This window comes from Actinoplanes sp. NBRC 103695 (assembly GCF_030269485.1).
Taxonomy (GTDB): Bacteria; Actinomycetota; Actinomycetes; order Mycobacteriales; family Micromonosporaceae; genus Actinoplanes.
Genome location: NZ_BSTL01000053.1, coordinates 20,272 through 38,297, shown reverse-complemented (window position 1 = coordinate 38,297; position 18,026 = coordinate 20,272). Strand labels below are relative to the sequence as shown.

Below are 18,026 nucleotides of genomic sequence, written 5' to 3'. Positions count from 1 at the left end.
AACCGTCCGCGACTACGAACGACTACCGCAACATCACGCCGCGATGGTCCAGTGGGCCATGATCAACATCATGACCCGCCGCCTCGCCCGCCACCACGCCACCTGAAACCCTTATTTACCAGGGTCTAAGGCTCGGTGTCTGCTTGCCAGAGGTCGGGGCCGAACATCTCGTATTGGATGTCCCGGGCGGGAACACCTCGGTCGATCAGCGTGCTGCGCACCGTTTGCAGGAACGGCAGTGGCCCGCACAGGTAGTAGACGGCGTTCTCGGGCAGGTTGATCTCGTCGAGATTCATGGTCCCCGCGAAGGCGGCGGTGACCGGCAGGTCGGTGTGTTTGCCGCGCTCGTACCAGACGTACATGTTCGATTTGGGCATGTGGGCGAGGTCGGCAGTGATCTGCTGACGCAGAGGGAACGATTGTTCGTCGGCGTCGGCGTGCAGCATGGTGACCTGAAGGTGGGATCCGGCCGCGACGAGGTGCGAGAGCATTCCGGCCATCGGGGTGATGCCGATGCCGGCGCTGGCGAACACGATGGGCCGGCCGGAGTCGTCGAGGACGACGTCGCCGTACGGGACGCTCATGGTCAGTTCGTCGCCGACCTGCACCCGGTCGTGCAGCAGGTTCGACACTTCGCCGTCGGGTTTGCCGCCGCCGTGCACCCGTTTGACCGCGAAGTAGCGGTGTTCGCCGTCGTCGGCGCGGGTCAGGCTGAACTGGCGGGGCTGGCGGACGCCGTCGGGCATCAGCAGGTTGACGCTGATGTATTGGCCGGGCAGGGAGGTCTTCACCGGCCGGTCGTCGACGCGGCGCATGACGAAGCCGACCACGTCGTCGCTCTCCTGATGCTTGCCGGCGACGCGCCATTGCCGCCATACGCGCTCGGGGGTGACGCCGCGGGCGCTGTACAGCCCTCGTTCCTGATGGATCAGGGCGTACGCCATCAGCCAGTAGACCTCGTCCCAGGCTGCCGCGATCTCCGGTGTCACGGCGTCGCCGAGGACGTCACCGATGGCCCACATCAGGTGGTCACGGACGATCGGGTACTGGTCGGGCCGGATGCCCAGCGAGGCGTGCTTGTGGGCGATGCGGGTGAGCAGCCGGTCCGGGAACTGTTCCGGCTGGGTGAGCAGTGTGGTGGCGAAGACCGCCACTGAGCCGGCGAGTGCTTTCGGCTGCGAGCCTTCCGCCTGGTTGCCCCGGTTGAACATGCCGTCCTGGAATTCGGGGTGGGTGGCAAACATGTGCGCGTAGAACCGGTTCGCGATCTCCGCGATGTGTTCGCCGACGACGGGCAGTGTGGCTTCGATGATCGGACGTGCCTTCTCGGACAGCACGAGAAGTCTCCTGACGTAGACAGGCTGGAACAGAGAGTCAGCCGGTTATGGGAAGCAGCTCGACGGGTTCGCCGTGCCAGTACGGCGCGATCACGGCCAGCGCGTCGGCCTGCGCGGCGGGGCCGAGGAAGCCGGAGTGCGCGCCTTCGATGACGTGTGCCTGTCGCCGGTGGAACCGGACCGGCAGCAGCCGGGTGCAGTCGGCCGACGTCTTGGCGTCGCCATTGAGCTCGGCGGTCTTCAGCTCCGGTAGCTCACGGCCGGCCAGGCCGGCGAGCAGGGGGTCCAGCAGGGTGTGGACGGCGACCAGGGCGGCGTACGGATTTCCGGGTACGCCGAGGAGCCAGTGTCCGTCGTGGTGGGCCAGCAGTTGGGGGTGGCCCGGCCTGCAGGCGACGCCGTCGATGTTCACCTGAGCGCCGATGTGGTGCAGTGTCGTGTGCAGTCCGTCGGCGGGGCCGACGGATGAGGAACCGCACACGAGGGTGATGTCGTTGCGACGCAACGCATCGCTGACCGCGTTGTAGTGGAGGTGGGGCGGCCGGTCGGGTACGCGTTCTGATTCGATGTCGAGGTTCCACTGCCGTAGCAGGGCGCCGAGCATCGGACCGATCGCGTCACGGACCGTCCCCTGGCCGGGGATGCCGTGATCGGTGATCTCGTCTCCGGTGATCAGCAGGCGTACGGAAGGTTGCCGCCGGACGGTCATGGTGTCGATGCCGGTGCTGGCGGCGAGCCCGATGGCCGCCGGGGTCAGTTTCTCGCCGTTCGGCAGGAGGTGCTGGCCTTCGGTCACGTACTCTCCGCGTCGGCGGATGTGGTCACGAGGACCGGGTGACGCGGAGAGGCTGTCTCCGACCCGGGCGGTGATCTCGTATTCGACGACGCGTTCGGTACCCGGAGGGACGGGTGCGCCGGTGGCGATCTCTGTTGCCTGTCCCGGTGCCAGCGCCTGCGACGGAACCTCGCCGGCGAGGATCTGACCCACGATCCGCCACGGACCTGGTCCGCGGACGGCGTAGCCATCCATTGCCGCGTTGTCGAAGCCGGGCACCATCGTCCTGGCGTGCAGTGGTGCGGCGAGAATGCGGCCGTTCGCGTGTCCCAGCGGCACGTCCTGGGTCGGCAACACGTTGGTGCGGCCGAGTTCGTAGGCGAGTTCGCGGGCTCGGTGCCACGACATCGGTTGCTGGACGTGGCCGGTCGCAGTGCGCCGGAGTGTTGCGTTGGTCATCGGGTTTTGGCGACGGTGAGCAGGACGACGGCGTCCTTCAGGGCGTGCAGGCTGTGGCGGGCGTCGGGCACGGTGAGCAGGTCGCCGGCAGTCCCGTCGCAGGTGTCTCCGGTGACGCTGCCGAGCCGGACCGCGCCGTGCAGCACGTGGACGGTGGCCTCGCCCGGGTTCTCGTGTTCGTCGAGTCGCTGGCCTTCGGCCAGGGCGATCAGGGTCTGTCGCAGGACGCTGTCGTGGCCGCCTTGCAGTGTCTGGGCGCTGCGGCCGCTGGAGGCGCCGCGGGCGGTGGTCAGGTGGTGTTCGGTGAGCTCGGAGAGTGATGACTTCTGCATGGCAGGGTTCCTCTGCGGCGCTTAGATCTTCCGGATGGCGGTTACGGCACCCGTTCCCAGCCCCGGCGGGTGGGGCGGGCGCCGAGGTGGGCGTCGCGGCTGCGGTAGACGATGTAGGGGCGGGTCAGGTAGCCCAGTGGCGCGGAGAAGACGTGCACCAGGCGGCTGAACGGCCAGAACGCGAAGAGCACGAAGGCCGAGATCGCGTGCAGCCGGAAGCCGATCGGGGCGTTCGTCATGAGGTCCGGGTCCGGCTGGAAATAGAAGATCGACCGGAACCAGGGCGAGACGCTCTCGCGGTAGTTGTGCGGGTCGTCGGTCAGGTTGCCCAGCACAGTGGTGCCCAGGCCGAGAATGATCGTGGCGATGAGCAGGACGTACATGATCTTGTCGTTGACGGTGGTGGCGGAGAAGACCGGGCCGACCGTGCGGCGTCGGTAGATCAGGATGGCCGCGCCGGCCAGCGTGCAGATCCCGGCCAGGGTGCCCACGCCGACCGCGACCACGTGGTAGGCGTGCTCGCTGACACCAACAGCCTCGGTCCACGATTCGGGAACGAGCAGGCCACCGATGTGGCCGAGGGCGACGAGCAGGATGCCGAAGTGGAACAGTGGGCTGCCGATGCGCAGTAGGCGCCGTTCGTAGAGTTGTGAGGATCGGGTGGTCCAGCCGAACTTGTCGTAGCGGTAGCGCCAGACGTGCCCGCCGATGAAGATCGCGAGGCACACGTACGGGAAGACGACGAACAGCAGGGTGCCGGTCATCGTGCGCCTCCTTCGACGGGCATGTATTCCGGCGGGGCGAACGGTGCGAGGCCGACCTGTTCGGCGGGTGGCCCGTCGGCGGCGAGCCGGGCGACGGCGATGCGCTGGTCACCGACCAGTGGTGGCAGTGTCGCGGAGATCGAGTCGAGGACGTCGGCCCAGGGCGAGCCGGCGTCGTGCAGGGCCAAGCGCAGCAGTTCGATGCCGGCTCGATGCTGAATGAGCAGGTCACGGCCCGCGACCGGGTCGGCGGCGGCGTATTCGAGGACGACGGACAGGTGATCGGGGAGTTCATCGTCACTGAGCTGCAGCCCTGCCGCCGCGTACGTCTGCTTGAGGTGCAGCAGCGCCATGCCGCGTTTACGGGTGTCGCCGTGGGCGTAGTAAGTGAGGTAGAGGCAGCAGCGTTTGCGGTGGTCGAACGTCGTGACGTAGTCGGCGGTAAGGTCCATCGCCGGTTGTTCGACCAAAACTCGCAGGAAACGCAGCAGTGGTTCGCCGACCGGTGGTTCCAGGGACGTCGCCGCGCGGGTGAGCAGGTCGTGGCGGGCGAGCAGGGTGTCGTCGGGGTAGCCGAGCAGCAGTGACTGGGTCTGGAAAGCACGCACCAGATGGTTGGTCATGGCTTGGGCTCCACCTCGCCGGCCGGGTCGCCGCCGCCGGGCACAGCGGGGGTGTCGTGGCGTGGCGGGAACAGCCCAGCGGGCCGGCCTTTGCCGTCCCAGTTGAGCAGGTTGACCCGCAACTCTTTGTCGCCCGGGTCGACGAGGGTGTCGCTGGTCTGCCGGTCGACGAGCATGTGGAAGTTCTCCACCGCGATGGGTGTGGCGCCGCCGGAGGACTCACCGAACGGTCCGGATCCGCCCATGCCGGGGCCCCCCTCATAGTCGAGGCTGCAGTCGGTGGCCAGTTCCTCCAAGCTGTGGGCCTGCTCGGCGTGGGCGGGTGGGATGACGTATCGCTCGTCGTACTTGGCCAGCGCGAGCAGGCGGTACATGTCGTACAGCTGCTCGCCGGTCATCCCGACGGCGTCGGGGATGCTCTCGTCGGTGTCGCGGCCGAGGTTGATGTCGCGCATGTAGGAGCGCATCGCGGCCAGCCGGCGCAGCACCGTGTCGACCGGGCCGGGATCGCCGGCGGTGAACAGTTGGGCGAGGTAGTCGATCGGGATGCGTAGCGCCTCGATGGCGGCGAACAGGTTGCCGCGGTCCTCGGCGTCGTAGCCGGTGTCACGGACGACGTCGACCACCGGGGACAGCGGCGGGATGTACCAGACCATCGGCATGGTGCGGTATTCCGGATGCAGCGGCAGCGCCACCCGATACTTATTGATCAGAGCGTGCACCGGGGAACGCTGGGCGGCCTCGATCCAGTCCCGAGGGATGCCGGCCCGCTCTGCCTCGGCGACCACGTGCGGGTCGTTCGGGTCGAGGAACACGTCCCGTTGTGCCTCGTAGAGGCCGTGTTCGTCCGGGGTGGTGGCGGCGGCGAGCACCCGGTCGGCGTCGTAGAGCATCAGGCCGATGTAGCGCAGCCGGCCGACGCAGGTCTCCGAGCAGACCGTCGGGATGCCGACCTCGATGCGCGGGAAACAGAACGTGCACTTCTCGGCCTTGCCGGTGCGGTGGTTGAAGTACACCTTCTTGTACGGGCAACCCGACACGCACATCCGCCAGCCGCGGCACTTGTCCTGGTCGACCAGGACGATGCCGTCCTCGGTGCGCTTGTAGATGGCGCCGGACGGACACGACGCCGCGCACGACGGGTTGAGACAGTGCTCGCAGATACGCGGGAGGTAGAACATGAACGTCTGCTCGAACTCGAACTTGACCTTGTCGGCGATGCCTTTGAGCAGGACGTCCTTGTCGCCGTGGTCGGGTGAGCCGCCCAGGTCGTCGTCCCAGTTCGCCGACCACGAGATCTTCATGTCCTCGCCGGTCAGCAGCGACTTGGGCCGGGCGACCGGGGTGTGTTCCTGCAATGGCGCGTTGGTCAGCGTCTCGTAGTCGTAGGTCCAGGGCTCGTAGTAATCCTGGATGGCCGGCAGTTTCGGGTTGGAGAAGATGCTGAACAGCTTCTTGAACCGGCCACCGCCCTTGAGCGCGAGCCGGCCCCGCCGGTTCAGCGTCCAGCCGCCCTTCCACGTCTCCTGGTCCTCGTACCGGCGGGGGTAGCCCTGCCCGGGACGGGTCTCGACGTTGTTGAACCACACGTACTCGACGCCGCTACGGTTGGTCCACGCCTGTTTGCAGGTGACCGAACAGGTGTGGCAGCCGATGCACTTGTCGAGGTTCATGACCATCGCCATCTGGGCCATCACGCGCATCAGTACTCGACCTCCTGGGAGCGGCGCCGGATCACGGTGACCTCGTCGCGCTGGTTGCCGGTCGGGCCGAGGTAGTTGAACGCGAACGACAGCTGCGCGTACCCGCCGATAAGATGACTGGGTTTGATCAGCAGCCGGGTCAGCGAGTTGTGGATACCGCCGCGCCGGCCGTTTGTCTCGGTGCGGGGCACATCGATCAGCCGGTCCTGAGCGTGGTGCATGTAGACGGTGCCCTCGGGCATGCGGTGCGACACGATCGCGCGGGCCACCACGACACCGTTGCGGTTGACCGCCTCGATCCAGTCATTGTCGTGCACGCCGATCTTGGCCGCGTCCTCCTTCGACATCCAGATGTTCTGCCCGCCGCGCGACAGCGACAGCATGAACAGGTTGTCCTGGTACTCGGAGTGGATCGACCACTTGTTGTGCGGGGTCAGGTAGCGCACGGTGATGCCGAGCTCGCCCTTGTCGCCGATCCTCGGCTCACCGAACAGCGCGTTCATGTTCAGCGGCGGCCGGTAGGTGGGCATCTGCTCGCCGAGCTCTGCCATCCAGTCATGGTCGAGGTAGAACGACTGCCGGCCGGACAGCGTGTGCCAGGGTTTGAGCCGCTCCACGTTGATGACGAACGGCGAGTAGCGGCGGCCACCGGACTCCGAGCCAGACCACTCCGGTGAGGTGATGACCGGAGTGGGCCGGGACTGAGTGTCGGCGAAGGTGATCTGTTTACCCTCGTGCTCGGCCGACAGGTCGGCCAATTGCATTCCGGTGCGTTCTTCGAGCTGACGGAAGCCCTGGGTGGCGAGGTGGCCGTTGGTGGTGCCGGACAGCGCGAGGATAGCCTCGCAGGCCTGCACGTCGCGGGCGATCGACGGCCGGCCGTTCCCGGCCACACCGTTCTTGTGCTTCAGGTAGTCGATCTCGCGGCCGACCTGGAACGTGACGCCCTTGGTGGTCGCGCCGAGGGTGTCCAGCAGCGGCCCGAGCGAAGCCATCTTGTCGGCGATCGCCGTGTAGTCACGTTCGACCTGCACCAGTTTCGGCATCGTCCGGCCGGGGATCGGCTCGCATTCGCCGCGTCCCCAGTCGGCGACGCGGCCGTACGGGTTGGCCATCTCGTCTGGGGTGTCGTGCAGCAGCGGCGCCGCGACGACGTCGGTGCGGGTGCCGAGGTGGTCCTTGGCGAGGGCGCTGAACGCCTTCGCGATCGTCATGAACGCGTCCCAGTCGGTGCGTGTCTGCCACGGCGGGTTGATCGCCGGGTTGAACGAGTGCACGAACGGATGCATGTCCGTGGTGTTCAGATCGTGCTTCTCGTACCAGGTCGCGGCCGGCAGCACGATGTCGGAGTACACCGTCGTCGAGGTCATCCGGAAATCCATGGTGAGCAGCAGGTCCAGCTTGCCGGTGGGCGCCTGCTCGTGCCAGGTCAGGTCGGTCGGGCGGGCCTCCGGTGGTGACTCCTGAGCGCGTACGGCGTGGTCGGTGCCGAGCAGGTGCCGCAGGAAGTACTCGTTGCCCTTGGCCGAGGAGCCCAGCAGGTTGGCCCGCCAGATCGTCAGGACGCGTGGGAAGTTCTCCGGCGCGTCCGGGTCCTCGCACGCGAACCGCAGGCCGCCGTCCTTGAGCCGGCCGACGATGTGCTCGCCGATCGGCGTGCCGGCCGCTTTGGCCTCGTCGGCCAGGTCGAGCGGGTTGCGGTTGAAATGCGGCACCGACGGCATCCAGCCCATCCGTGCCGACGCCGCGATGAGGTCGGCGGTCGACCGTCCGGCGAAGGCGCCGCCTTCGTCGGTTGCCGACAGCGTGGCCGCTGAGAACGGGTCGTAGCGGTACTGGTCGGTGTGCAGGTACCAGTACGCGGTCTGGATCATCTGCCGGCCGGGCCGGGACCAGTCGGCGGCCGTGCCGAGCACCGAATAGCCCGTGATCGGGCGGACTTTCTCCTGCCCGACGTAGTGGCCCCAGCCGCCGCCGTTGACGCCCTGGCAGCCGGTCAGTGTCGTCAAGGTGAGGAACGCGCGGTAGATGGTGTCGGAGTGGAACCAGTGGTTGGTGCCCGCTCCCATCAGGATCATCGACCGGCCGCGGGACTCCTCGGCGTTGGTCGCGAACTCCCGCGCGATACGCGCCGCGGCCGGTCCCGGCACACCGGTGATCGTCTCCTGCCAGGCGGGGGTGTACGGCTGGTCGGCGTCGTGGTAGCCGGCCGGCCAGTCGCCGGGCAGGCCGGGCCGGGAGACACCGTACTGGGCGAGCAGCAGGTCGTAGACCGTGGTGACGAGGTGCTCGCCGATACGGCGTACCGGAACTCCTCGCCGCATGTGCTTGGCGGTGCCGGACGCGGTGTCGAAGCGCGGCAGCGTAACCACGACCGGGCCGTCCTTGCCGCCGTCGGCCGACAGCAGCGGATCGACGTCGCCGAGATCGAGATTCCACTTTCCCGTGCCCTGCTCGCCGTAGCGGAAGCCGAGTGAGCCGTTGGGCACGACCGGCATGCCATCGCGATCGAGCAGGACCATCTTGAAGGCCGCGTTCTCGGTGTCGGCGAGCGCGCCCGGCAGTTGGGCCGCGGTGAGCATCTTGCCCGGCGTGAAGACCCCTGACCCGGCCCCGGTCTCGTTCAGGGTGACCAGGAAAGGCAGGTCGGTGTACTTCTTCACGTACTCGTCGAAGTACGGGGTGTGCCGGTCGACGAAGAATTCCTGGAGCAGCACATGGCCCATCGCCATGGCCAGGGCGCCGTCGGTGCCGGGGGCCGGGGCGAGCCACTCGTCGGCGAACTTGACGTTGTCGGCGTAGTCCGGTGCGACGGCGATGACCTTCTGACCGCGGTAGCGGGCCTCGGCCATCCAGTGCGCGTCCGGGGTGCGGGTGACCGGCAGGTTGGAACCCCACATGATCAGGTAGCCGGCGTCCCACCAGTCACCGGACTCCGGCACATCGGTCTGGTCGCCGAACATCTGCGGCGAGGCCACCGGCAGGTCGGCGTACCAGTCGTAGAACGACAGCATCGCCCCGCCGAGCAGGTTGTAGAAGCGGGCGCCGGCGGCGTGCGACACCATCGACATGGCCGGGATCGGCGAGAAGCCGGCCAGCCGGTCCGGGCCGTACGCCTTGATGGTGTGCACGTGCGCTGCGGCGATCATCTCGGTCGCCTCGTCCCAGCTCGCCCGGACCAGGCCGCCCTTGCCGCGCACCGACTTGTACTTCCTCGCCTTGACCGGGTCGCCGGTGATCTCCGCCCAGGCGGCGACCGGGTCGCCGAGGCGCTTGCGCGCCTCGCGGTACATCTCCAGCAGAACCCCGCGGACGTACGGGTACCGCACGCGCGTCGGCGAGTACGTGTACCAGGAGAACGCCGCCCCCCGCGGGCAGCCGCGAGGCTCGTACTCCGGCCGGTCGGGTCCGACGCTCGGATAGTCGGTCTGCTGGGCCTCCCAGGTGATGATGCCGTCCTTGACGTACACCTTCCACGAACAGGAGCCGGTGCAGTTCACGCCGTGTGTGGACCGCACGACCTTGTCGTGTGACCAGCGGTCACGGTAGAAGACGTCCGCGTCGCGGCCGCCGATCTGATACAACGCCCGGCGGTCGCCGGACACCTGCCCTTTGGTGAAGAACCGGCGGGTGCCCACGAGGGCGTCGGTGAGGGGGTCGTCGAGTCCGGCGGTGCCGTCCTGGCGGCGCGGTGTGCTGACCATGTCCGTCCTTCCGGCCGGGTGATGGGCCGTCGACATGCCTTGGCGATCTTCACATTAGCGATTCCACGGCAGCAATGCAGCGTTTGCACCATGCATCAATTGACTATTGCGCTCGGCGATCCTGGCAGGCGTGTGCCGGTCCTCGCCCGTACGGCGTCGACGATGTCCCAGTCGTCGCCGGTGAGGTTGGTCAGTGCCGCAGGGAATACGCCGTCCTGCTCCTTGAGGATGTGTTCGCGCAGCATCTCGAGAGTGACCATGAGCTGATCCGGCCAGCGCGGGTCGGCGGGTGTGGCCTGGGCTGCGGCGGCCAGCACCTGCTCAACCTGGCGATGCTCGGCGCGCAGTGCGTCGACGTGCTCCGGGAACTCGTCGGCGAGCAGCGGGAACAGACCCTCTTCCTCCACCACGGTGTGCGGCTGCAGGATCACGGCGATCCGCTGGGCCAGTACGGCCATCTGGTCAACATCGTCTGCGGCGTGCGCGGTACGGACCTCGCCGATCAGGTTCACGACGTGATCGTGTTCGCGGGTCAGCACGTCGATCGCCTCGATGGCCTGACATCCGCAGTACTCACACATGAGCGGCCCCTTCCGGGGTGCGTCGGCCGCGGCCGACGGAGAAGACATCGAGCAGCAGCGCGGCGGCCGACACTGCAGCGAGCAACACCAGACCGAGCGCGTAGTCGTCAAGCTGGCCGTAGATCACGCCCATCACCAGCGGAGGAACGAACCCGCCCAGGCCGCCAGCAGCGCCGACGACCCCGGTGACCGAGCCCACCTGCTGCGCCGGCGCCTTCTGGGCGACCAGGGCGAACGTGGCGCCGCTGCCGGCACCCAGCGCCGCCGCCATGGACAGGAACGCGATCGTGCCGACCGGGGCGAGGCCCGGGGTGAGCGACTGCACCAGAGCGGCGGCGACAACGATCGCGAGCGAGCAGCCGAGGACCCGGTGAGCGGCGATGCGGTCCGACAGCCAGCCACCGACCGGCCGCATGATCACCGCGAGGACGACGAAACCCGCCATCCGGTTCGCCGCATCGGCCTGGGTCAGCCCGTACGCGGTCTTCAGGTAGGCGGGCAGGTAGACCGAGAACGCCACATAGCCACCGAACGCAACCGCATACAGCGCCGAGGCCTGCCAGGTGATCTTCAGTTTGAGGGTCGTGGCCAGCCGCGACGCCAGCGGCGCCGTGGGCACCGGCCGGTTCGGGGCATCCCGCATGAGCGCGTACGAGACGACGGCGTAGACGGCCAGCACGATCGCGGTGATCACGAACGGGGCTGCCGTGCCGTACGCGTCGACCAGCTTCACCGTGGTGAGCGCGCTGATCGCGGTGCCGCCCATGCCGGCGCCGAAGATGCCGACTGCGGTACCGCGTCGCTCCGGCGGGAACCAGGCGTTCACGAACGGCACACCCACCGCGAACGTGGTGCCGCCGATACCCAGGAAGAAGCCGCCGATCAGTAGAGCCGCCAGCGAACCGTGGCCGAGCAGGCCGAGGAACAGCACCGGCACGATGGTCGCGGCCGACACCAGCGGGAACATGATCCGCCCACCGAAACGGTCAGTGAGCGCACCGACCGGAATCCGCCCGACCGACCCGACGATCACGGGCACCGCCACCAGCAGCGCCTGCTCGAACGAGGTCAGCTGCAACACGGTGGTGAACTTCACCGCGAGCGGGCTGAGCAGTGCCCAGGCCCAGAAGTTCACCGCGAACCCGACGGTCGCCAACGCCAGCATCAACCCGGCTCGACCCGGTGCCGGCTGCTCGCCGTTGCTGGGACGGTTGCTTCGCCGCTGTGACGCACTCATCGACACCCCGCATGTGCTAGCTGCTCACCCGGCACGACCCGGGAAAGGAACGGCCGGCCGGACCCGATGATCAGAGTCTGCCGGGCGTGGCGGTTGCGGACAGGGACTTTCTACCTATCTTCGCAGGACCAGCGGGCCAGCCGATCATCGATCGCGGACGCTTCGGCCCTGCCAGGACAGATTCGCGCGTCAACCGCCCGCCGCCCGCGCCACGGCGAACCTTCGGGCCGCGGGCCGGTCTGATCGCCGCCGTCGGGTCCTGCTCAAGCATCCGATCGCCGTGCCGATGAAATCGCTGAATTGTCGGAGCAATCGTGAGGTTCACATGCAACGCTTCGGGTCCGTGACGGAACGTTTGTTTCGTTCATCGATTGTCGCCCTCATCCTGGCGACGGTGATTTGGGTCTGCGGCGCGGTGATCCGTTGGTGGACTCACCCTTTGATCGGCTGGCTGCCCGCCGTCGGTCTGGGCGTCCTGGCGACCCTGGCGTGCAGCACAGCCGCCCGCCAGGTGCCGCAAGCGGACGGACGCCGGTTCTGGGCACGCGCTGGGCTCGCTGCAGGGCTGTTGACCATGGCCGCTGTCAGCAACACGTTCGACTCGGCGTCGCGATGGCCGGTGACCGCGCAGTACATCAGCGTCAGGACGATGGCGTTGTACGTGGCGGCGGTGCTGGTGATGCAGGTCGCGTTGCTGTGCCTGCCGACATCGCGTCGCCAGGGTCGGGTCAAGCTGGCACTCGACAGCAGTGTGGTGATCGTGACAGTGGCCATGTTCGCCTGGCACTTCTCGTTCCGGCACGGCGACCAGTGGCACGCGGTGACCGGCTCCTGGGTGGCGATGGCCGCGGTGGCCGTACTCGGCATCGTCTGCATCGTGGCCGTGGTCAAGGTGACCACGATGCAGGCCATCGCGGTCGCCCCCTCGGCGATGCGACTGCTGGCTGTCGCGGCGGGCGGTAGTGGAATCGCCGGTGCCGCCGCCCCTCTCCTGGTTGATCATCGCCACATATCTGACGGCCACTTCGCCGTGCCGGTAGCGCTGGCGTTCATCGGTCTAGCCGCCGATCAGCAGAGGCGAACTCGCGACCAGCCCGCCACAGCCGTCCGTCGTCGTCGCTGGAGCGTCTGGCCCTACCTGGCCGTCAGCGCGGCGAACAGCCTGCTACTGATCGACGGGTCCGGCCCGCACGGCCGTTTCCTCATCGCCAGCTCCGTAGCGCTCACCAGCCTGGTCGTGGTTCGTCAGATCGTGGCGCTGACCGACAACGGACGGCTGCTGGACACCGTCGCCGCCCATGCGCAAGAGCTGCGCCAGGCTCGCGACCAGATGGCGGAGCAAGCCAGTCACGACCATCTGACCGGTCTCCCCAACCGCCGCCTGCTGTATCAGCTGCTCGACGGCACGGATGGCCCTTCGCCGGCTGGTTTGTCTCGGCACCTTCTGCTGCTTGACCTCGATGGGTTCAAGAACATCAACGATTCGCTCGGTCATCATGTCGGTGACGGGCTGCTGTGTGCCGTGGCCGATCCGCTGCGAACCACCGCCGGGCCCGATGCCGTGACCGCACGACTCGGCGGTGACGAGTTCGCCATCGTCGTGGCCTGCCCGGGCGATACGGGCGTCGAGCTTCTCGTCGCACGCGTACTGGACGCGTTCACGGTCCCCCTGGAGGTCAGCGGTAACGAATTGCTGATCAGCACGAGTGCCGGCGCGGCCCTGCTCGAGCCGGCCATCGACGCTGCCGAGGCGATGCGACGCGCCGACGTCGCGTTGTACGCCGCCAAACGCGACGGCGGTCGCAAGTTCGTGCCGTATAGCCAGGAATTGGATCAGCGCGCCGACGAGGATGCCCGCCTCGGTGCCCAGCTGCGCCAGGCGCTTGGTCGCGACGAACTGCGTCTGGTCTATCAGCCTGTCGTCGACATGGAGGACAACCGCATCGTCGCGGTGGAAGCGCTCCTACGGTGGCACCACCATGACATCGGCATGGTTTCGCCCGCGCTCTTCGTCCCCCTCGCCGAGCGCGTCGGCCTCATCGGCGTGATCGGCGCCTGGGTGCTGCGCGAAGCATGCGAACAGATGGTGCGATGGGACCGTTCACCGGGCGATGCCCCGCAACGGGTCTCCGTCAACGTGTCCACCAGGCAGCTCAGCGACCCCGCTCTGGTCGCGACTGTCGCCGAGATCGTTCGGGAGACCGGCGTGGAACCCAGCCGGATCGCACTGGAGGTGACCGAGACCGCGGTGTTCGAGGGCGGCGTCGCGGTGGACAACCTGCAATCGCTGCGCGATATGGGCTTCCTCATCGCGTTGGATGACTTCGGGACCGGGCATTCGTCGCTGAGCCTGCTGCGGACGTGTCCCGCCGACATCGTGAAGATCGACAAAAGCTTCGTGGACGGCGTCACCGTGCCGGGCGCCCACCAGGTCATCACCGTCACCCTGTTCCAGCTGACCACCGGCCTCGGCATGTCGGCGATCGCCGAAGGGGTGGAGACGGTCGAACAACAGCGAGAACTCCAGCGTGCGGGATACCGATTCGGTCAGGGCTTTCTCTTCTCCCGGCCGGTATCCGCCGACGATGTCGCGGTGCTGATGAACCGGCAGCCCGCAGCCACCGGGGTTTGAGACGGGGATCGCCTGCAGTGTCGATGACGAGTTGCAGGACGCGCTGACTGCCTCGCACGTCTATGCCGAGGATCCGCCGGCCGGCCCGTTATGGCGGGACACGCGGGCGCTTCCCAGGCCTCGACAAACTGGCGTCATGGCTTGCGCACGCGACGAGTCGGCGCATAGCGTCCAACGGCTTGTATCCGAGGTCCGGCAGGACACCGGTGAGCTCAAGGACCCGGCGGACACTGTCTCGCGCGCCGACTACCTCGTAGCGTTTGGCGTTCGCTTCGGCAACGCGGCGCCCATGCAGGAGTGCGCCGATGCCGGCACAGTCGAGGAACGTCACCGCCGAGAGGTCCACGATGAGTTCGCTGAGTTGCGGATCGGTCAGCGCGGTCGTCACGGTGTGACGCAGCTTGCCGGTTTCGGCGAGGTCCACATCGCCGGAAACGCGCATGGTTCCGCTGCCGTCGAGAGACTCGACGCGTTCGACGGTGCAGCGCATGGTGTCACCTCCAGCTCTGATGGCGACCACGGGGTCACGCTACGAAGACACTGGCTGCTGGTTGCGGTGGCAGCGGGTGCAGTGTCGGGCCTGTGGCATGGCGCGGAGCCGGCCGAGCGGGATCGGCCGGTGGCAGTCCTCGCAGGTTCCGCGGGTGCCCTCGGACATGCGGCGTAGCGCCTGCGTCGTGTCGGCGATCCCTCGACGAGCCGCGGCGGCGAGCAGGTCCAGGGAGCCGACCGTAGACCGTCAGTTCGATGAGCCGGTTCGTCTGCAGGGTGAACTGCTCCTCGGGCATGGTGCGCAACAGGTCGAGGGGTTCCGACCGTCCCCGCTCTGGTCGCTGGATGATGGTCATGAGGGTCCCCCATTTGAGTCGGGTCGCGACCATGACGAGGCCGGGTGACGCAGCAGGGACATGGCGGCCAGGCCGGCGCCGTTGACCGCGGCGGTACGTGGGGACGCGGCACGGTGCACCGGCAGCCGCAGCACGGCCGACAGCGTCGTACAAAGACCGGGATGAACAGCGCCGTCACCGACGAGCAGCACGCCGCGCGCAATCGCGGGACCGATCTCGGCTGCCGTCGCGGCGCCGCGCAGTTCATCGAGATGCTGGGCGACGATGCCGCAGATCAGGTCCAGGTTCGCGCCGCGGGTGAGATCGCGGGTTCCGAGCTCGGCTCGGCGCGCGGCGATGACGCGGCCGTGTTCGAGCAACGCGACCTCGGTCAGCTGGGTGCCGATGTCGGCGACCAGCAGGCTGCCGGCTGCGGCCCCCGAGCCGATCGCGGCGGCGCGGACGGTGTCGATGAACACCAGACGGGTGGGCGCGAAGACCTCCTCCAGGACCACGCGCATCACCGCCTGATCCCGGTCACCGGCCAGGACCGGCCGGCAGGCCGCCACGACGCCACCTGCCGGAACAGGTTCGCTGTAGCGGCGGATCAGCTGTGACAGCAGGGTCACACATCCTGCCGGGTCGACGATGCGGCCACGGCGCAGCAGAGGACGGGACGCCGTGAACGCGTCGCCACACGGTGCGTTGATGGTGCCACGGTGCGACGCCCACACGCCGACGGTGCTGCTGCCGAGATCGACCGCGACGGCGGCCGGTGCGGCACTGTCCGATGCACCGGCCGGGCGGTGAGACGAGACGAGATTAGCGGGCACGGTCACGCCGACCCCTTTCACGAGGCGGAGTCGCTCACGAGGGCGACGATCAGAAACGATTGCGCTGAACTGCGGCGGCGCGCTATGGCAGAGGCCGGCCGGTGCTGGGACCGGCGTGCTCTGGCGGCATCCTTCGGCAGGCCAGAAGGCCAGCGGCGAGCGGCAATGGGCACGAGGCGACGAAGTCCGCCGGTCGGCGCTCACGCGTCGTCATCGTTGCCTCCTCTCACAGGCTGAACCTCACCGGAATCCCATCGTCACCCTCAGCCGCCCGGACGCGCAGGAGCGCGAGCCGGTCAAGTTCCCCGACACTCGTTGCCGACGTCCGGCAATCCTCGACGAGGCCGTCGGTGCTGATGGGTGCCGTCGTGGCGGGGTCGTTATGGCGGCCGACATGGGCGAGGGGCGCGGCTTCGGCGGCGTCGGCCGACGTGGTGCCCTGCCGACGCTGGTCCTGTGGGTCGTGGTACTGATGGTCGTGGCCGCCGCCCGGGAGATCGGGTTGTGCATCGTGTTCCGGCTGGCCCGGCGTGCCGTCCCGGCTGTGTTCCGGCGTGGTCAGCGGACCGCGCACCGCCGGCACGGGTGGTCGTCGCCTGAAGCCGCCCGCCGTGCAGCATCGGACATGGCGCTGTCTTTGGGCTTGGAGAACCATGCCGCCCTTCGATCAACACTGTGGTTCCGTCGTCACTACCCCTCGACCGCAGCCGTCCCCCAGCATCGGGCCACCTCATGTCGATCATGCGGGGAGGCCAACCGCGACCGGATTCGGCACCTCTGCTTAGCGCAGCGGGTCGAACGGCGCCAGCTCCGCGGGCGTTTCACCTTTGAGGATCGCCTGCGCGACGAGCTGGCCGGTGATCGGCCCCAGCGCGATGCCCCACATGCCATGGCCGCCGGCGACGAGGACACGTGGTGCGGCGGTCGCCCCGATCAGCGGCAGGCCGTCGGGGGTGCACGGCCGGGAACCGACCCACTCGTCGCAGCGCTCGTCGAGGTCCACCCCGTGCAGCAGCGGACGGACCGCGTCGACGATGGCGGCGATGCGCCGTGGGTCCAGCTCGTCACCGGGTCGGCGGAACTCCATCATCCCGGCCACCCGCAGCCGGCCGTTCAGGGGCGTGCAGGCCACCCGCTGGGCCGGGAAGTACAGCGGGCCGGCGGGCATGCGTTCGACCGGCACGCTGAAGCTGTAGCCACGCCCGGCCTGCACCGGCCGGCGTACCCCGAAGCGGGCGGCCAGTTCGCCGAACACCGCCCCGGTGGCGATGACCACGGCGTCATGCCGATGCTGCTGCCCCGGCCGGCAGATCACGCCGACGCCGGCGGCCTCCGGCTGAAGGCGGGTCACGTCAGCGCCCTCGATGATGCGCCCGCCGCGGGCGCGAACCGCGTCCGCCAGCGACCGGATGAACTCGGGCGGATGCAGATACCGCTGCCCGAAGATCTGGACGGCGGCGCCCACCCGCTCGGTCAGCACCGGCTCCAGGGATCGGATCCGCCACCCGTTCACCGGCCGGAAAGCGACGTCCTGGCCGGCGTCGCGGATCTGCTTCAACTCGGTCAGCAGGCCGCGGCTGTCACGCTCGCGGACGAAGCAGGCGAGGAAGGGGTCCGCCGGCGTCGTCGTCGCGGTCATACCGCCGGCGGCGAGGGTGTCGAAGGCTTCCAGGCAGCGCTCGTTGACCGCGACGTAGGCGGCCATACCGCGGCGCCACCGCCCGGTGGTGCTGTTGGCCGCGAACGACAGCAGGAAACGCCACAGCTCACGGTCGGCCCGCAGCGGCAGGTAGACCGGGGAACGTGCGCTGAGCACCGCGCGCAGGCCGTAACGCAGGACCGCGGGTTCCGGTAGCGGAGCGCTCAATCCCGGGGTCAGCCATCCGGCGTTTCCCCAGGATGCGCCCGCGCCGGCATGGTGCCGCTCGTAGACGGTGACCTGGACGCCGGCCTCCTGCAGGAACCAGGCCGTGGACAAGCCGATCATTCCCGCGCCGACGACGGCGACGTCACGCACAGAGCCGGTCACGAACGCGGGAGTGCCCTTCCCGCCGGTCTGGTCAGTCATGCCGCTCCCCGACGTGATGTAGTTGCCCGCCATCGATCGGATGGCGGAACTGACTCGATATGCGGCCATGGTCACCCGGCCCTCGGGCCAGCGGCCAGGGTCGTCGTCGGTGACCTGTGGCCCGGTAGATTGCCGACGGCGGGAAATCGGC

At 68.4% G+C, this 18,026-nt stretch carries 15 protein-coding genes; 1 reads left to right on the top strand and 14 read right to left on the bottom strand.

What is annotated here, in order from left to right:
- Positions 1–125 precede the first annotated feature (125 nt).
- The 9 genes from QSK31_RS46150 to QSK31_RS46110 form a co-directional block, all read right to left on the bottom strand.
- Positions 126–1,337: a globin domain-containing protein gene (locus tag QSK31_RS46150; protein ID WP_285691504.1), complete on the bottom strand. Its 1,212-nt coding sequence runs from the start codon at positions 1,335–1,337 to the stop codon at positions 126–128.
- A gap of 37 nt (positions 1,338–1,374) precedes the next feature.
- Positions 1,375–2,520 carry a molybdopterin molybdotransferase MoeA gene (locus QSK31_RS46145; RefSeq protein WP_285691502.1) on the bottom strand — a complete coding sequence of 382 codons (1,146 nt, stop codon included), beginning with the start codon at positions 2,518–2,520 and terminating at the stop codon, positions 1,375–1,377.
- A gap of 47 nt (positions 2,521–2,567) precedes the next feature.
- Entirely contained in the window at positions 2,568–2,903 is a 336-nt protein-coding gene (locus QSK31_RS46140; RefSeq protein ID WP_285691500.1) for a cupin domain-containing protein, read from the bottom strand.
- A gap of 41 nt (positions 2,904–2,944) precedes the next feature.
- Positions 2,945–3,667: a respiratory nitrate reductase subunit gamma gene (gene narI, locus QSK31_RS46135; RefSeq protein WP_285691499.1), complete on the bottom strand. Its 723-nt coding sequence runs from the start codon at positions 3,665–3,667 to the stop codon at positions 2,945–2,947.
- Complete coding sequence (narJ, locus tag QSK31_RS46130) at positions 3,664–4,290, bottom strand: nitrate reductase molybdenum cofactor assembly chaperone (protein WP_285691498.1); 627 nt, start codon at positions 4,288–4,290, stop codon at positions 3,664–3,666. The genes narI and narJ overlap by 4 nt, the downstream gene beginning before the upstream one ends.
- Positions 4,287–5,993 carry a nitrate reductase subunit beta gene (gene narH / locus QSK31_RS46125; RefSeq protein ID WP_285691497.1) on the bottom strand — a complete coding sequence of 569 codons (1,707 nt, stop codon included), beginning with the start codon at positions 5,991–5,993 and terminating at the stop codon, positions 4,287–4,289. The genes narJ and narH overlap by 4 nt, the downstream gene beginning before the upstream one ends.
- Positions 5,993–9,697, bottom strand: coding sequence for a nitrate reductase subunit alpha (locus QSK31_RS46120; RefSeq protein WP_285691495.1), 3,705 nt, complete (start codon positions 9,695–9,697; stop codon positions 5,993–5,995). Before QSK31_RS46120 ends, narH begins: the two co-directional genes overlap by 1 nt.
- Before the next feature lie 95 nt (positions 9,698–9,792).
- Complete coding sequence (locus QSK31_RS46115; RefSeq protein ID WP_285691494.1) at positions 9,793–10,278, bottom strand: hemerythrin domain-containing protein; 486 nt, start codon at positions 10,276–10,278, stop codon at positions 9,793–9,795.
- Entirely contained in the window at positions 10,271–11,443 is a 1,173-nt protein-coding gene (locus tag QSK31_RS46110) for an MFS transporter (protein WP_285691493.1), read from the bottom strand. Before QSK31_RS46110 ends, QSK31_RS46115 begins: the two co-directional genes overlap by 8 nt.
- A gap of 358 nt (positions 11,444–11,801) precedes the next feature.
- Between QSK31_RS46110 and QSK31_RS46105 the strand changes: the two genes are divergently transcribed.
- Positions 11,802–14,147 carry a putative bifunctional diguanylate cyclase/phosphodiesterase gene (locus tag QSK31_RS46105; protein ID WP_285691491.1) on the top strand — a complete coding sequence of 782 codons (2,346 nt, stop codon included), beginning with the start codon at positions 11,802–11,804 and terminating at the stop codon, positions 14,145–14,147.
- A gap of 88 nt (positions 14,148–14,235) precedes the next feature.
- Here the strand turns inward: QSK31_RS46105 and QSK31_RS46100 are convergent, their stop codons facing one another.
- The 5 genes from QSK31_RS46100 to QSK31_RS46080 form a co-directional block, all read right to left on the bottom strand.
- The gene (locus tag QSK31_RS46100; RefSeq protein ID WP_285691490.1) at positions 14,236–14,637 is read right to left on the bottom strand and encodes an STAS domain-containing protein; all 402 of its coding nucleotides are present in this window, start codon (positions 14,635–14,637) and stop codon (positions 14,236–14,238) included.
- 39 nt (positions 14,638–14,676) lie between these two features.
- Positions 14,677–14,805 (bottom strand): TraR/DksA family transcriptional regulator, encoded by a 129-nt coding sequence (locus QSK31_RS46095; RefSeq protein ID WP_285691488.1) that lies wholly within the window; start codon positions 14,803–14,805, stop codon positions 14,677–14,679.
- A 186-nt stretch (positions 14,806–14,991) separates the two neighbouring features.
- Positions 14,992–15,813, bottom strand: coding sequence for a rod shape-determining protein (locus QSK31_RS46090; RefSeq protein WP_285691487.1), 822 nt, complete (start codon positions 15,811–15,813; stop codon positions 14,992–14,994).
- Between the two features lie 220 nt (positions 15,814–16,033).
- Positions 16,034–16,390, bottom strand: coding sequence for a hypothetical protein (locus tag QSK31_RS46085; protein WP_285691485.1), 357 nt, complete (start codon positions 16,388–16,390; stop codon positions 16,034–16,036).
- A 198-nt stretch (positions 16,391–16,588) separates the two neighbouring features.
- A complete protein-coding gene (locus tag QSK31_RS46080) occupies positions 16,589–17,875 on the bottom strand; it encodes an NAD(P)/FAD-dependent oxidoreductase (protein WP_285691484.1) in 1,287 nt (428 codons plus the stop codon).
- Between the last annotated feature and the right edge of the window lie 151 nt (positions 17,876–18,026).